The following is a 13840-nucleotide window of genomic DNA, read 5'->3' as shown; positions in this document are numbered from 1 at the left end:
GCATGACCACTTTCGACGAGCGCGAGCAGGCTTTCGAGGCGATGTTCGTCCATGACGAGGAGATGAGATTCAAGGCCGAGGCGCGGCGCAACAAGCTGCTCGGGCTCTGGGCGGCGGGGCTGCTTGGCAAGGTCGGCGAGGCCGCCGACGCCTATGCCAGGGAGGTCGTCCTTGCCGATGTCGAGGAGGCCGGCGACGACGACGTGTTCCGCAAGGTCTATGCCGATCTCGAGGGCAAGGCCGACGGGCCGACGATCCGCGCCAAGATGATCGAGCTGATGGCCGAGGCCAAGCGCCAGATCGCCAGCGAGGCCTGAGCGCAGAGGTCCGGTCGGTATCGCGCCCGCGCGTTGCGCGAGTGCGGGCGTCCGGACTGCCGGCCTGACGGGGTTGGGCCGGCAAGACGTATCGACCACCAACCGATCCGCAATCCGGCGGCCGCGGCAAGCGTCGCGGCGAGCCACTTAAACGTCTATCTGAACACCTGCTGCACAATCGCGCGCATAGGCGTGGACCCAGAACGAGCCTTGCCAGGACGCGGAGAAATAGACGACCGCCGTATCGGTCTCGGGCGAGATGTAGATGCACTGCCCCCCGCGCCCGGACTTGTAGAGATCGCCGTCGGCGAACACGGCATCCCATTGACAGGATGTGCCCATGTCGGCCTCGCCGAAATGCGCTTGCATCCGGTCCCCCAGATCGCCGGCGAACCCCGCACCTTTCGCGGCCGCGCAGACCTTGGGCAGATAATCCCCCCCACGACCCGCTCGTCCGCAACGGCGGTCCAACTGGGCGTGTAGAGCGTTGCGTAGCGAGCCAGATCGCGCAGGCGCGACGCGAAGATGCCGACAGCAGAGGGTTCGCCCGCGGGTGACAGGCCGAGCACGGCGTCGCCCTCCATGCCCGCCTTGCTCCACAGCCGCTCGGTCAGGAGATCGTGGAACAGCTTGCCGGTGATCGCTTCCGCGATCATGATCATCGTCATCGTGTTCATCGAGGAATACTCGAAACGCTCGCCGGACGCGCGCAATGTGCCGGCCTGCTTCATCGCATCCGCGAACGAGGCGTTTTCCGGCAGGAACGAAGCCCCGGCGAAGGTCGTGTAGAACGTCGTCGTCGGATGATCCGGATCTCCGAGGTCCGCCTCCCGGATATCGAGACCGGACCTCTGGTGCAGAACGTCGGCGACCTTGAGCCCGTCCCAGGCGGTGCCACGAAACTCCGGCAGGTAGTGACCGACGGTCTCGCCGAGATCGAGAAGGCCGTCGTGTCGCGAAGGTGATGGAAACCGGACGGCGGCGTATCCTAGATCGCGCATTCCCCGTGGCGCCGCTGCGCGGGTGCGTGCTTGCGCCGGTCAGATGGCGAAAGAAACGGGTAGAAGTTAAAACCCGTGCGCCACGATTTATCGCGCCGGGATTCGCGGCACGGGAATGGATCAAGCCGCGATCCCGCAGCTGCGACCGATACCGTGGCGGGTGAAGAAAATGCGCCGGATCGAAGATCATCTTGATCAGGTTCGATTTGCATCGGCGCGCGCGGCATGGCACATCCTGCCGCAAGGCCGCGCGGATGCGGCCCCTTCTGAAAGGTTATGCGATGAGCACCTCCCTCTCCCGTCTGCTGGAAACCCGCGACTGGATCCTCGCCGACGGTGCGACCGGCACGAACCTGTTCAACATGGGGCTCACCGCCGGCGAGGCGCCGGAGTTGTGGAACACCGACCGGCCGGACAATATCCGCGCGCTCTACCGCGGCGCGGTCGAGGCGGGGTCGGACCTGTTCCTCACGAACACCTTCGGTGGCAACGCGAGCCGGCTGAAGCTGCATGACGCGCAAGGCCGGGTGCGCGAGCTGAACCGCGTGGGCGCGAGCCTCGGCCGCGAGATCGCCGATGCCGCGGGCCGTCCGGTCGTGGTCGCTGGCTCGATGGGGCCGACGGGAGAGATCATGGTGCCGATGGGGGCGCTCACGCACGAGCTCGCGGTCGAGATGTTCCACGAACAGGCCGAGGGGCTGAAGGAGGGCGGCGTCGACGTGCTCTGGGTCGAGACGATCTCGTCACCCGAGGAATTTGCGGCCGCGGCCGAGGCCTGCGCGAAGGCGGGCATGCCCTGGTGCGGAACGATGAGCTTCGACACGGCGGGGCGGACGATGATGGGCGTGACCTCGGCGGCGATGGTGGCGCTGGTGGATCAGCTGGCGAACCCGCCGCTCGCCTTCGGCGCCAATTGCGGTGTCGGCGCGGCGGACCTGATGCGCACGCTGCTCGGCTTCGTCGCCGCCGGGCCGGAGCGGCCGATCATCGCCAAGGGCAATGCCGGCATCCCGAAATACCACGATGGCCATATCCACTACGACGGCACGCCGGAACTTATGGCGGAATACGCTGTGCTGGCGCGGGATGCCGGGGCCACGATCATCGGCGGCTGCTGCGGCACGATGCCCGAACACCTCGCCTCGATGCGCCGGGCGCTCGAGGAGCGGCCGCGCGGCGCGCGCCCGACGCTCGACGAGATCGCGGAGAAGCTCGGCGGATTCTCCTCGACCTCGGACGGGACTGGCGCCGACGAGGGCGCAGGCCGCGAGCGGCGCGGCCGGCGGCGCGGCTGAGACCGAAGAAGGGGGCGCTGCCCCCGCCCCGGACGAGGTCCGGGGCTCCCCCGGGATATTTCGGGCAAGATGAAGAGGGTGCCGGGGCGCGGCGGTAAAGGGTACAACCGGTAGGCGCCGCGTTAAACGGGAATTGAGTGCCTCGGTCGGTCGCGGCATCCGGATGCCTGCGCGGGCCAGCGCCGGGAACGCCGGCGAAACATCGGATATGTCGGCACCTCGCGTTGATCCGCCTTGCGGGTTCAGCAGACCTTTGCCTGCGCAATGACATACAACTTGAAATCCGGCTTTCTGCAGAGATTTTTGTCTACTCAACTGTGTTTTCATGTCATTTTCCAGGTGTGTGGAACCGGCTGTGGGACGATTGGAGTCGAGGCATGCAGGATCCCATCCAGTCGGGACCGGAAACGAGTCAGGTCATCAATTCAACAGAATCACAATGAATCATTCATCGCATCCAAAACGATTGCTGCTCGCCGCCCTGATCGGATCACTTTCCGCAGTTGCCGTTGTCGCGCAAGAATCTCCGTCTTGCGCGAAGTACTCACGCCCACAAGCGGACCTTCCCGCGCATCTTCGATTTTGGGGAAATCCAGAAAATATTGATGCGTATGTTTCCGCGGGGATTCAGCTGTACCTTGAAGTAGAGCAACCACTTGTTATGCCGGTTCAGGCCAACGACGGCTCGTACTCAAATCTGAAACTGCGGCCATATCAAGACGTCGACGAGTTTATCGCACTTAATCCGAACTGTTGCGGGGTTCTAAGTTCAGGACCGGACGGGTTTGCACCCGATCCCTCCTGGCAGAGAGAGTTCGGGTATAAAGGTGTTGTGATAATTTGCGACCCAAAGATGATCGTTGCCGAGAGCGGCGAGTTAAGAAGTGTACCGCGCTTGATCATCTACGCGATCGACAGAGACGGTGCTGCGAGAGAGTTTTACTTTGATTGAAAAATAATTTCCAGATTGACGGACTTCGTGAGACCGCCAGGTCTGCGGAACGCATCAGACACCAGCATATGAACAATTTATATGCGCATTTCTTTACGCCGCGGGGACGCCGCCGATTAATCCGGAGATGGATCGCCTGACGGAGGGTCGCGGTACGTACTCGTCCAACGAAATCGGCTGCAATAATACACATGCCCGATTCCGTTGAATCAACTGGCTGACGGTCCGGGCTGACCTTTCCCCGACTCGTCGCAGCTCGCAGCTCGAATGGCGGGGATGTCGCGAACGGTGAAGCCTGTACGAAATATGGCCTCGGCGACCGGACTGCCGAAATCCCTCGCGGTCAGGCGCCGTCGGGTGAGGTTTCCTTTGAGTGGGGCGGGGCTGGACTCGCCGAACGGGTGACGGAGACCGGCGACGGAGGTCATTCACGGCGGAGCCCCGGTCTCGCGTGGGTCGCGCGGGTTCCGGTCGCATGGCCCGCGCGCGGGCCCGCGCCTTTGAGGGTGCGGGGTGGGCGGGCGAGGCGCCCGAAAAGGCGCGTCTCAGAACAGCGACAGCTGGTCGCCCGGCTTCGGCGGGGGCGCGAAGAACGTGCGGTCGAGTGGCGGCAGGTCGCCGGCAAGGCCGAGCCGCCGCGTCGCGATCGCGAAGCGGCGCGCGATCAGCTCGGCGTGGATCCCCTCGCCCCGCATCCTGCGGTCCCAGTCGGGATCGTAGTCCCGTCCGCCCCGCATCTCGCGGAGCTTGTTCATCACATGGGCCGCGCGGCCCGGCTCGGCCCGGGCGAGCCAGTCACGGAACAGCTCGGCCACCTCGTGCGGCAGCCGCAGGAGGATCCAGCTCGCCGCCCGCGCGCCGGCCTCGGCCGCCGCGGCGAGGATGCGCTCCAGCTCGGGCTCGGTCAGGACCGGGATCACCGGCGCGACCATGACCCGGACCGGCACGCCGGCAGCGGCAAGGGCCCGGATCATCGCCAGCCGCCGCGCGGGCGCGGGCGCACGCGGCTCCATCCGCCGGGCAAGGCCGGGGTCGAGCGTGGTGAGCGAAATGCCGACCTGCACCAGATCGCGCCGCGCCATGTCGGCGAGGAGATCGAGATCGCGCTCGACCAGTGCTCCGCGCGTGACAATCGAGATCGGGTGGTTCCAGTCCGACATGACCTTGAGGATCGCGCGCATGATCCGGTAGCGCGCCTCGATCGGCTGGTAGGGATCGGTATTGGTGCCGAAGGCGATCGGCGCGACCTGGTAGGAACGGCGCGCGATCTCGCGCGCGAGCTGCGCGGGCGCAGTGGGGCGCGCGACGAGCCGGGTCTCGAAATCGAGCCCGGCGGAGAGGCCGAGATAGGCATGGCTCGGCCGCGCATAGCAGTAGATGCAGCCGTGTTCGCAGCCGCGGTAGGGATTGAGCGACCGGTCGAAGCCGAGATCGAGGGAACTGACGGGGTTGATCACCGAGCGCGGACGCTCCTTGCTGACCTCGGTCCGGGCGAGCCGCTCCTCCTCGGGCATGTCCCAGCCGTCGGAATCGCGAATCCGCTCGTAGGGCTCGAACCGCCCGGCGGCATTTGCAGCGGCGCCGCGCGCCTTTAGGCGCAAAAACGGGTCGGGAGGCGGAAGGCTCATGCCAAAACCTAGAACAAAATAGGAACTCAAATCAAGCGCACCAAGCATTGTTATCGCCCCCTTGTCGCACACTGTCGCGCAATGCGCGGCCGATGTCGCAAATCGCCAAGTGATCTGGCATCATTGGTCGCATTACGGGCGCAAGAACCGCCAGGAGAGATCAGCATGGCCGACGAAGAAGACATCATCCTTTCCGAGCTCGATGACGAAGAGCTTGTGCTTCAGATGCACGACGACCTCTACGACGGTCTCAAGGACGAGATCGAAGAGGGCGTGCGCATCCTCCTGGACCGCGGCTGGACGCCCTATGACGTGCTGACCAAGGCTCTGGTCGCCGGCATGACCATCGTCGGCGCCGACTTCCGCGACGGCATCCTCTTCGTTCCGGAAGTGCTTCTCGCCGCCAACGCGATGAAGGCCGGCATGGCGATCCTGAAGCCGCTCCTGGCCGAGACCGGTGCGCCGAAGGTCGGCAAGATGGTGATCGGCACCGTCAAGGGCGACATCCACGACATCGGCAAGAACCTCGTCGGCATGATGATGGAAGGCGCCGGCTTCGAGGTCGTCGACATCGGCATCAACAACCCGGTCGAGAACTACATCGCCGCGCTCGAGCGCGAGCAGGCCGACATCCTCGGCATGTCGGCGCTCCTGACCACCACGATGCCCTACATGAAGGTCGTGATCGACACGATGAAGGAAAAGGGCATGCGCGAGGACTATATCGTCCTCGTCGGCGGCGCGCCGCTGAACGAAGAGTTCGGCAAGGCCATCGGCGCCGACGCCTATTGCCGCGACGCGGCCGTCGCGGTGCAGACCGCGAAGGACTACATGTCGCGCAAGCACAACAAGCTTGCCGCCGGCTGAACCTCAGCGGCGATGTAACGCTCCCTGTCAGCCCCGCGGCTTTGCCTGCGGGGCTTTTTTTTGGATCCGGGTTCACAAGACCCGCCTGCGGACACAGGTAGGGAGAAAGGAGGCACCGATGCCGAGAAGCCGTTTCTTTCTGATCCTCGCACTGGTGCTCGTCGCGGGCGCCGCGACGGTCGTGATGGCGGTGGCCTTTGCCGGAACCGGGGCGCCGGTCTGGCTGGCGGCAATGGGGCCGATCCTGCTTCTTGCGGCGCTGGTTGCGCATCTGCGGCGGAGGCGGCCATGATCCCGAGCGACGAGACCCTTACCGAGTCCGGCATCGGTCCTGCTCGCAAGGGGCGGATCCTGCTCATCGCCTGCGGCGCGCTGGCGCGCGAGATCCTCGACCTGAAGGCGGCGAACGGCTGGGACCATCTCGACCTCACCTGCCTGCCGGCGAAATACCATCTATGGCCCGAGAAGATCACCGAGGCGGTGACCGAGGCGGTGGCGAAGCATCGCGACGCCTATGACGGCATCTTTGTCGTCTATGCCGATTGCGGCACCGGCGGCGGGCTCATGGCGCGCTGCGAGGAGCTCGGCGTCGAGATGATTGAGGGTCCGCACTGCTATTCCTTTTTCGAGGGCAACGATGCCTTCGCCGCGCGCGAGGAGTACACCGCCTTCTATCTGACCGACTTCTTGGTCCGGCAGTTCGACGCCTTTGTCTGGAAGCCGATGGGGCTCGACCGCCATCCGGAGCTGCGCGACATGTACTTCGGCAATTACGAGAAGCTCGTCTATCAGGCGCAGACGGAGGATCCGGCACTCGACGCCAAGGCGCGGGACTGCGCAGCGCGGCTTGGACTAACTTACGAGCGGCGCTTCACCGGCTATGGGGATCTTGGGCCGGCGCTATCACGGCTTTGAACCAGAACGAATTTTCGGCGAAGATTCGCGGCGATTTTCGCCGAAAATCGCTATCCCGCGGCCTCGGCGGCGAGCTTGCGAATGCGGCCGACCATGGCGCGAAGGCCATTCGACCGCTGCGACGAGAGGTGCTCATCCAATCCGAGCCGGCCGAGTTCGGCAGCGGCATCGACCTCAAGAACCGAGCTCACTTCGAGGCCGGAATAGAGCGCGTGCAGGATCGCGATCAGCCCGCGCACGATCATCGCGTCGCTGTCACCCTGGAAATCGAACCGCGCATTGGCGCCCTGCCCCTCGATCAGCGGCCGGAACCAGACCTGGCTCGCACAGCCCTCGACCTTGGTCGCCGGAACCTGGAAGGCCGGGTCGAGCGGTGCCATCGCCTTGCCAAGCTCGATCACATGGCGATAGCGCTCCTCCCAGTCGTCGAGGAACTCGAAGGTCTCGGCAATGTCTTCGAAGGCGGCGCTGGCCATGGGCACACTCTCTTTCCTGCCTGTGACGTAGTCACAATCGGCGCTGAGGTCCAGCCGTCCACACCTCTTTTCACGGGCGCGCGGATGGGATACCCACATGTCGAGATGTAGGGGAGCCCTGACGATGCGCGTAGCTGTCGCCGGATTGTTGATTGTCGCCATGACGCTCGGGGCTTGCGAGGCCGCCAGGGAGAGCCGGCTCAACCCCGCCAACTGGTTCGGCGGCTCCACGTCGGGAACCGGGGTCGAGGTCCGCGTCGCGGCGGCGCCCCAGGATCCGCGCCCGCTCGTGGACCAGGTGACCGCACTCGAGATCGCGCGCCGGCCCGGCGGGGCGATCGTGCTGGCCACCGGCCTGCCGCCGACCCAGGGCTGGTGGAACACCGATCTCGTGGCCGAAAACGGAGGCGAGCCCGTCGACGGCGTTCTCACCTATCGTTTCGTCCTCTCGCCGCCCATCTCGACGCAGCCGGCCGGGACGCCGCAATCGCGCGAGGTCACGGCGGCGGTGCACCTGTCGGACGTCCGGCTAGCGGGCGTGCGCGAGATCGTCGTCCTCGGCACCCGCTCCAGCCGGTCGAGCCGGCGTTAAGTCGGGTCAGACCTGCACGACCCTGACAGCGCCGCCGCGCGCGGAGAGCGCGATCTCGCCCTTGCAGAGCCGGAGCGCGTCGGCGCCGAACACCTCGCCGCGCCAGCCCTTCAGCGCCGGGACCGAGCGGTCGCCGGCGGCCAGGAGGTCGAGATCGCCGGTCGAGGCGATCAGCTTCTGCGCCACACCGGTATATTCCGACTTGGCTTTCAAGAGCACGCGCAGGAGATCGGCAAGCGCCGAATCGACCTGAAGCTGCTCGCGCGAGGTGTCGGGTTTCGGACAGTCCTCGGGCTTTGCCGCCAGGCCGGCCTGCACCGCGGCGAGGATGCCCTCGGCGATGTCGGGGCGGCGCCCCTCGCGCAGCAGGAGCCGGGAGCGGCCGAGCTCCTCCTGAGTTGCAGGCTTGGTCGAGGCGAGTTCGAGCAGCGCGTCGTCCTTGAAGACCCGGCTGCGCGGCACGTTGCGGGTCTGGGCGTAGTCCTCGCGGAACCGTGCCAGCTCGCGCACGATGGCGAGGAAGCGGCCCGAGGTGGTGCGGGTCTTGACGCGCTGCCAGGCCTCCTCGGGCCGCGTGATGTAGGTCTCGGGATCGAGAAGCACCGCTTCCTCCTCGACGACCCAGCTCTCGCGGCCGGTGCGCTTGAGTTCGCGGGCGAGGAATTCGTAGATCACCCGCAAATGGGTGACGTCAGCCAGCGCGTAGGTCTTCTGCGCCTCCGAGAGCGGGCGGCGCGACCAGTCGGTGAAGCGGGAGGTCTTGTCGAGGTTCTGCTTGGCGATCTTGCGGACCAGCGTCTCGTAGCCGACCTGGTCGCCGAAGCCGCAGACCATCGCCGCGATCTGGGTGTCGAACAAGGGCACCGGAAAGACCTTGGCATCGACGAAGAAGATCTCGAGATCCTGCCGCGCGGCGTGGAACACCTTGACGGTGCCCTCGTGGCGGAAGAGGTCGTAGAGCGGTTCGAGCGAGAGCCCGTTCGACAGGGGATCGACCAGCACCGGCTCGCCCTTCTCGCCCGGCAGCGCGAGCTGGATCAGGCAGAGCTTGGAGTAATAGGTGCGTTCGCGGAGGAACTCGGTGTCGACGGTGACATAGGGCTGGGCCTTGGCGACGTCGCAGAACCGGGCGAGGTCTTCGGTCGTGGTGATCGTGTGCATCAAATGTCCTGGTCGCGCGGGGTCATCCCGCAGGTTCGTCCGTCTTAGGCGAGCCCTCCGGCCTTGAAAAGGGCGCCGGGCGAGAGCCGCGCGCAATGTCGCGCACCGTTGCCGGTCTGCGTCGCTTGCGCGCCGATCGGCGGCGGGGAAGCGGTCAGGAGCGGACCGGGGTGCGGTCGCCGCAGGCGAAGCGGCGCAGCACCGCCGGATAGAGCCTGTGCTCCTCGCGCAGCACCCGCGCCGCCAGCGTCTCGGCCGTGTCGCCGGCGAGGACCGGCACTCGCGCCTGGCCAAGGATCGGACCATCGTCGAGGACGGGTGTCACCTCGTGCACGGTGCAGCCGGCTTCCGCATCTCCGGCAGCGAGCGCACGGGCGTGGGTGTCGAGCCCGGGGTATTTGGGCAATAGAGAAGGATGGATGTTGAGCATCCGACCCTTGAACCGTTCGACGAACCCCGGGGTCAGGACGCGCATGAAGCCCGCAAGGCAGAGGATATCGGGCCCGGCCGCGAGGATCGGCTTCAGAAACTCCGCCTCGAAGGCGGCGCGGTCTCCGGCGAACGGGCGGTGATCCACGGCGGCAGTCGGGATGCCCAACGCCGCGGCCTTCTTGAGCCCGCCCGCCTCGGGGTCGTTCGAGGCCACGAGTACCGGCCGCGCCGGGTGGTCGCCGGTCATGCTCTCGCAGAGCGCGAGCATGTTCGAGCCGCCCCCCGAGATCAGGATCGCGACTCGCTTCAAAGAAGCCGGCCCCGGTAGCGGACCCCCTGCCCCGGCACGACGCGGCCGAGCTCGTGTACCGTCTCGCCCTCGGATTCGAGCAGGAGCCGCAGGTCGGCGGCGCGTTCGGGGGCGACGACGACGATCATGCCGATGCCGGAGTTGAAGGTCTTGAGCAGTTCGGGCTCCGCCATCCCGGCGGTCTCCGCGAGCCAGCGGAAGACCGGCGGCAGTTCCCAGGACGAGAGGTCGATCTCGGCGCCGAGGCCTTCCGGCAGGACCCGCGGCAGGTTCTCGGTCAGGCCGCCGCCGGTGATATGGGCGAGCGCGTGGACGCCGCCCGAGCGCACCGCGGCCAGCGCCTGGGTGACATAGAGCCGGGTTGGCGCGAGCAGCTCGTCGCCGAGCGTGCCGGCGCCGAACGGCGCCTTGGCATCCCAGCCGAGGCCCGACATCTCAACGACCTTGCGGACGAAGGAATAGCCGTTGGAATGGACCCCGTTCGAGGCGAGGCCGAGAAGCACGTCGCCATCCTCGACCCCCGCCGGCAGGTCGCGGCCGCGTTCCATCGCGCCGACGGCGAAGCCCGCGAGGTCGAAATCGCCGGAATGGTACATGCCGGGCATCTCGGCGGTTTCGCCGCCGATGAGCGCGCAGCCAGACTGCGCGCAGCCCTCGGCGATGCCCTCGATGATCCGGGCGGCCTGGTCAACGTCGAGCTTGCCGGTCGCGAAGTAGTCGAGGAAGAACAGCGGCTCGGCGCCCTGGCAGACGAGGTCGTTGACGCACATTGCCACGAGGTCGATGCCGATCGTGTCGACATTGCCGGTGTCGATGGCGATCCGCAGCTTGGTGCCGACGCCGTCGGTTGCGGCGACGAGGACCGGGTCGCTATAGCCCGCGGCCTTCAGGTCGAAGAGCGCGCCGAAGCCGCCGAGCCCCGACATCGTGCCGGGGCGCCGGGTGCGCTTGGCCGCCGGCTTGATCCGCTCGACGAGTTCATTGCCCGCATCGATATCGACGCCGGCATCGGCATAGGTGAGACCGTTCTTCCCCGCTGTCATCGCATCCCCCGGCTTCTGTCGCCGCTGCGATAGCCGAAACCGCTCGCGGGGGCAACGCGCGATCGGCCGAAGCCGCGCTCTCGCGCGCCCGCCGGCTGCTGCCACGTCGAGGCAGACGCGGTTGCGCCGCCCTGCCCCGCCGGACCACGACGCATCCGGCCGCTGTCCACGTGCTTTCGAGCCCGCCGCCGAATCGTTGCGGATGCCAGGTCCGGAAGTCGGGCGTTGCGATGTCGCGGGGCGCCGCGCCGGCTCGGTACCGTGTCGCGAGGCGCAAAGCCGATTGACCTGCCCCTGATCGCGCCTTAGTGAAGCCCCAGGTCGGGCCTGTAGCTCAATTGGTTAGAGCAGGGCGCTCATAACGCCTTGGTTGGGGGTTCGAGTCCCTCCGGGCCTACCATTCTTGTTTTTGTGTATTGTTTTTATTGTGTTTTTTGGAGAAAGTGGACCGCGATCTACACGGCGTGGTCCACATTGCTCAGGCAGAGCCAGATCGACGAACTGCTCCCATGGAATTACGCCGCCAACGTGTGACAGGAACACCGCTTACCGAGGATGGGCCAGGTCGGGCCGGTTGTCGCTGATGCGAATCGACGCCGTGCCAACCGGAGGGTCCGTACATCACCCGAACAGCCTGCTCGTCCGAATGTATGCCCGGCGTCTGCCGGCTGGAGCGCCCCCGCCCGTCCGCCGGTTGCCGTGCCCGCTGCGCAGCGGAGGCGGCGGGGCCGCGTCGGCTCGCTCAGCGCCAGGCCACGAGCCCGGTGCCAAGCATGACGAGGCCGAGCCCGGCCAGCTTGCGCAGCCCGATCGGGTCGACCGGCGCGCCGAGCCAGCCCATGTGGCTGAGCACCGCGCCGGTCATGATCTGGCCGGCGACCAGCAGGACGAAGAACGCGCCGGGGCCGATCCGGGGAATGAGGAAGGTCGAGCCGAGGATCATCAGCGCGCTCACCACACCGGTCAGGAACATCCAGCCCGGAAGCTCGCGCAGCCGGGCGAAATCGTCCATCCGGTTGCCGGCGGCGACGGCGAGCATCGCGGAGGTCACGAGCCCGAAGAAGTAGAACGGCACGTTGGCGAGGATCGGCGAGCCGACGAGGCGGCCGCTCTGGCTGAGGACCGGCAGATAGGTGGCCAGAAGGACACCCATGAACAACGCGAGCGACGCGAAGACGGCATAGGGCATCGGAACCTCCCGCGGTCGGATTGCACCATGAAAGTCAGAGCGCGGCCGAAGCGCAAGCGCTTTCGCGGCGCGGATGTTTGCGGATCATTACCCCTGCCCGCGGCAGTATGGGCCATGCCCCGCTACCGCCGCCCCCGCGTCCCCGGCGCGACGATCTTCTTCACCGTCGCGCTCGGCCAGCGCGGGTCGGGTCTCTTGGTGCGCGAGGTCGGGCGGCTTCGCGAGGCGGTGGCGATAACGCGGGGCGAGAGGCCGTTCGGGATCGATGCGTTCGTGGTGATGCCGGATCATGTGCATTGTGTTTGGACCTTGCCGGAGGGGGACGCGGATTATTCGGTGCGATGTGGGGCGATCAAGGCGCGGTTCACGCGTGGCTTGCCCGCCGGGCGGACGCGGGAAAGCCATGAGGCCCTTTGTGAGAAGGGCATATGGCAGCGGCGGTATTGGGAACACCACATCCGCGACGAGGCGGATTACGTGGCGCATGTCCGGTATTGTTGGATCAATCCGGTGAAATACGGGTTTGTCGGGAAGCCGACCGATTGGCCGTATTCATCAATCCATCGCGACATCAAGCGCGGATTGGTCGCGCCGGAAGGGTCCGGAATGGTACCCGAGGGTGATTTCGGAGAGTAGGGTGCGCTTCAGCGTACCGTTGTGTCGGGGGCGGGGACTCGAAGCGGAGTGGTGCGCTGAAGCGCTCCCTACGGTTTGCTTCCGGTTCCGGCACCCGCGACCACCGACCGGGAGAACCTCCAAAGCAGCCTCCATGGAGAACCTCCGTTCCAACAATCTGTTGATCGGCGTGGAATAAGGACCCCTGTGTTGGGGCGATCGGCGTCCAAACGGCACGCCCCCCTGATGCGAAGGTCCATCATGCTTCCGAGGTCATTCGGGGCAGAGTCTGGGATGCTGGTTGTAGAGACGATCGCGAAGATCCGGCGGGCGCATTTTCGGCAGAAGAAGTCGATCAAACAGATCTGCCGGGAGTTGAAGGTCTCGCGGAAGGTCGTTCGTAAGGTGATCCGGTCGGGGAAGACCGAGTTCAGCTATGAACGCGCGGTTCAGCCCCTGCTGAAGATCGGGCCGTGGCGGGATGAACTGGATCGCCTGCTCACTGAGAACGGTCGGCGCGTGAAACGGGAGCGGTTGACGTTGGTCCGGATACTCGAGGCGCTTCGTGGCCTTGGCTATGCCGGCGGGTATGACGCTGTCCGGCGCTATGCGGCGATATGGAAGCGGGAGACGAACGAGGCGTGCGCCGCTGCCTTCATCCCCCTGAGCTTCGACCCGGGTGAAGCCTACCAGTTCGACTGGAGCCACGAGATCGTTGTGTTGGACGGGGTGACGACGGTGAAGGTCGCCCATGTCCGGCTTTGCTACAGCCGGATGCCCTTCGTGCGCGCCTATCCACGCGAGACGCAGGAGATGGTCTTCGACGCCCATGACCGGGCCTTCGCCTTCTTCAGGGGGGCCTGCGCGCGCGGCATCTACGACAACATGAAGACGGAGGTCGATGCGATCTTCGTCGACCGCGACCGCACCTATGATCAGCCCCACCTGAGTGGTCCGATTTGATTGTTAGTGCATGACTGGCCTCTGGTCCATCGGGATGACGGATTCAGGGGCCGGCGGGCGGTAGCCCAGAGCACTGTGGGGGCG

The 13840-nt window shown here is 66.2% G+C and carries 15 protein-coding genes, 1 tRNA gene and 2 pseudogenes; 10 read left to right on the top strand and 8 right to left on the bottom strand.

Annotated elements, in window-relative coordinates:
• The first annotated feature begins 2 nt into the window (after window positions 1–2).
• Window positions 3–317, top strand: a complete 315-nt coding sequence (locus OM960_RS22460) for a DUF1476 domain-containing protein (RefSeq protein ID WP_263340499.1) — start codon at window positions 3–5, stop codon at window positions 315–317.
• Between the two features lie 147 nt (window positions 318–464).
• Here OM960_RS22460 and OM960_RS22455 read toward each other — a convergent pair whose 3' ends face one another.
• The gene (locus OM960_RS22455; protein ID WP_263340497.1) at window positions 465–686 is read right to left on the bottom strand and encodes a hypothetical protein; all 222 of its coding nucleotides are present in this window, start codon (window positions 684–686) and stop codon (window positions 465–467) included.
• A 65-nt stretch (window positions 687–751) separates the two neighbouring features.
• Window positions 752–1318: pseudogene (locus tag OM960_RS25600) on the bottom strand (serine hydrolase); the annotation flags it as partial.
• Between the two features lie 281 nt (window positions 1319–1599).
• On the opposite strand from OM960_RS25600, the gene bmt reads away from it, so the two are divergent.
• Window positions 1600–2613: a betaine--homocysteine S-methyltransferase gene (bmt, locus tag OM960_RS22440; protein WP_264773531.1), complete on the top strand. Its 1014-nt coding sequence runs from the start codon at window positions 1600–1602 to the stop codon at window positions 2611–2613.
• Window positions 2614–3052: 439 nt separating this feature from the next.
• Complete coding sequence (locus tag OM960_RS22435; RefSeq protein ID WP_264773530.1) at window positions 3053–3565, top strand: hypothetical protein; 513 nt, start codon at window positions 3053–3055, stop codon at window positions 3563–3565.
• A gap of 545 nt (window positions 3566–4110) precedes the next feature.
• On the opposite strand, the gene OM960_RS22430 is transcribed toward OM960_RS22435, so the two are convergent.
• Complete coding sequence (locus tag OM960_RS22430) at window positions 4111–5193, bottom strand: PA0069 family radical SAM protein (RefSeq protein ID WP_264773529.1); 1083 nt, start codon at window positions 5191–5193, stop codon at window positions 4111–4113.
• 165 nt (window positions 5194–5358) lie between these two features.
• Here OM960_RS22430 and OM960_RS22425 point away from each other — a divergent pair, with 165 nt between their 5' ends.
• The 3 genes from OM960_RS22425 (at window position 5359) to OM960_RS22415 (ending at window position 6975) form a co-directional block, all read left to right on the top strand.
• A complete protein-coding gene (locus tag OM960_RS22425; protein WP_263340481.1) occupies window positions 5359–6060 on the top strand; it encodes a corrinoid protein in 702 nt (233 codons plus the stop codon).
• A gap of 118 nt (window positions 6061–6178) precedes the next feature.
• Window positions 6179–6352, top strand: coding sequence for a hypothetical protein (locus OM960_RS22420; protein WP_264773528.1), 174 nt, complete (start codon window positions 6179–6181; stop codon window positions 6350–6352).
• On the top strand, window positions 6349–6975 hold the full coding sequence (locus tag OM960_RS22415; RefSeq protein WP_263340475.1) for a DUF1638 domain-containing protein: 627 nt from the start codon (window positions 6349–6351) through the stop codon (window positions 6973–6975). The genes OM960_RS22420 and OM960_RS22415 overlap by 4 nt, the downstream gene beginning before the upstream one ends.
• A 50-nt stretch (window positions 6976–7025) precedes the next feature.
• On the opposite strand, the gene OM960_RS22410 is transcribed toward OM960_RS22415, so the two are convergent.
• On the bottom strand, window positions 7026–7451 hold the full coding sequence (locus tag OM960_RS22410; RefSeq protein WP_263340474.1) for a SufE family protein: 426 nt from the start codon (window positions 7449–7451) through the stop codon (window positions 7026–7028).
• Between the two features lie 124 nt (window positions 7452–7575).
• Between OM960_RS22410 and OM960_RS22405 the strand changes: the two genes are divergently transcribed.
• On the top strand, window positions 7576–8043 hold the full coding sequence (locus OM960_RS22405) for a hypothetical protein (protein ID WP_264773527.1): 468 nt from the start codon (window positions 7576–7578) through the stop codon (window positions 8041–8043).
• Between the two features lie 6 nt (window positions 8044–8049).
• Here the strand turns inward: OM960_RS22405 and rnd are convergent, their stop codons facing one another.
• The 3 genes from rnd to purM all read right to left on the bottom strand — a co-directional run bounded on the left by rnd (window position 8050) and on the right by purM (window position 10989).
• Complete coding sequence (rnd, locus tag OM960_RS22400) at window positions 8050–9204, bottom strand: ribonuclease D (RefSeq protein WP_264773526.1); 1155 nt, start codon at window positions 9202–9204, stop codon at window positions 8050–8052.
• Between the two features lie 154 nt (window positions 9205–9358).
• Window positions 9359–9946, bottom strand: a complete 588-nt coding sequence (purN, locus tag OM960_RS22395; RefSeq protein WP_263340466.1) for a phosphoribosylglycinamide formyltransferase — start codon at window positions 9944–9946, stop codon at window positions 9359–9361.
• On the bottom strand, window positions 9943–10989 hold the full coding sequence (gene purM, locus OM960_RS22390) for a phosphoribosylformylglycinamidine cyclo-ligase (RefSeq protein WP_264773525.1): 1047 nt from the start codon (window positions 10987–10989) through the stop codon (window positions 9943–9945). The genes purN and purM overlap by 4 nt, the downstream gene beginning before the upstream one ends.
• Before the next feature lie 323 nt (window positions 10990–11312).
• On the opposite strand from purM, the gene OM960_RS22385 reads away from it, so the two are divergent.
• Window positions 11313–11389, top strand: a tRNA-Ile gene (locus tag OM960_RS22385).
• A 342-nt stretch (window positions 11390–11731) separates the two neighbouring features.
• Here OM960_RS22385 and OM960_RS22380 read toward each other — a convergent pair.
• Window positions 11732–12178 carry a DMT family transporter gene (locus OM960_RS22380; protein WP_264773524.1) on the bottom strand — a complete coding sequence of 149 codons (447 nt, stop codon included), beginning with the start codon at window positions 12176–12178 and terminating at the stop codon, window positions 11732–11734.
• Between the two features lie 114 nt (window positions 12179–12292).
• Between OM960_RS22380 and OM960_RS22375 the strand changes: the two genes are divergently transcribed.
• The gene (locus tag OM960_RS22375; protein ID WP_264773523.1) at window positions 12293–12814 is read left to right on the top strand and encodes an REP-associated tyrosine transposase; all 522 of its coding nucleotides are present in this window, start codon (window positions 12293–12295) and stop codon (window positions 12812–12814) included.
• Window positions 12815–13087: 273 nt separating this feature from the next.
• A pseudogene (istA, locus tag OM960_RS22370) lies at window positions 13088–13732 on the top strand (IS21 family transposase); the annotation flags it as partial.
• Between the last annotated feature and the right edge of the window lie 108 nt (window positions 13733–13840).

Origin of the sequence: Defluviimonas salinarum (assembly GCF_026013545.1) — a bacterium.
Classification (GTDB): domain Bacteria; phylum Pseudomonadota; class Alphaproteobacteria; order Rhodobacterales; family Rhodobacteraceae; genus Albidovulum; species Albidovulum salinarum.
This window is presented reverse-complemented; position numbering and strand designations above follow the sequence as displayed.

Excerpts from the sequence above, each read along its gene's own strand:
- OM960_RS22460 (WP_263340499.1), top strand. The coding sequence starts at position 3 with ATGACCACTTTCGACGAGCGCGAGCAGGCTTTCGAGGCGATGTTCGTC.
- OM960_RS22455 (WP_263340497.1), bottom strand. The coding sequence starts at position 686 with ATGCAAGCGCATTTCGGCGAGGCCGACATGGGCACATCCTGTCAATGG.
- bmt (WP_264773531.1), top strand. The coding sequence starts at position 1,600 with ATGAGCACCTCCCTCTCCCGTCTGCTGGAAACCCGCGACTGGATCCTC.
- OM960_RS22435 (WP_264773530.1), top strand. The coding sequence starts at position 3,053 with ATGAATCATTCATCGCATCCAAAACGATTGCTGCTCGCCGCCCTGATC.
- OM960_RS22430 (WP_264773529.1), bottom strand. The coding sequence starts at position 5,193 with ATGAGCCTTCCGCCTCCCGACCCGTTTTTGCGCCTAAAGGCGCGCGGC.
- OM960_RS22425 (WP_263340481.1), top strand. The coding sequence starts at position 5,359 with ATGGCCGACGAAGAAGACATCATCCTTTCCGAGCTCGATGACGAAGAG.
- OM960_RS22420 (WP_264773528.1), top strand. The coding sequence starts at position 6,179 with ATGCCGAGAAGCCGTTTCTTTCTGATCCTCGCACTGGTGCTCGTCGCG.
- OM960_RS22415 (WP_263340475.1), top strand. The coding sequence starts at position 6,349 with ATGATCCCGAGCGACGAGACCCTTACCGAGTCCGGCATCGGTCCTGCT.
- OM960_RS22410 (WP_263340474.1), bottom strand. The coding sequence starts at position 7,451 with ATGGCCAGCGCCGCCTTCGAAGACATTGCCGAGACCTTCGAGTTCCTC.
- OM960_RS22405 (WP_264773527.1), top strand. The coding sequence starts at position 7,576 with ATGCGCGTAGCTGTCGCCGGATTGTTGATTGTCGCCATGACGCTCGGG.
- rnd (WP_264773526.1), bottom strand. The coding sequence starts at position 9,204 with ATGCACACGATCACCACGACCGAAGACCTCGCCCGGTTCTGCGACGTC.
- purM (WP_264773525.1), bottom strand. The coding sequence starts at position 10,989 with ATGACAGCGGGGAAGAACGGTCTCACCTATGCCGATGCCGGCGTCGAT.
- OM960_RS22380 (WP_264773524.1), bottom strand. The coding sequence starts at position 12,178 with ATGCCCTATGCCGTCTTCGCGTCGCTCGCGTTGTTCATGGGTGTCCTT.
- OM960_RS22375 (WP_264773523.1), top strand. The coding sequence starts at position 12,293 with ATGCCCCGCTACCGCCGCCCCCGCGTCCCCGGCGCGACGATCTTCTTC.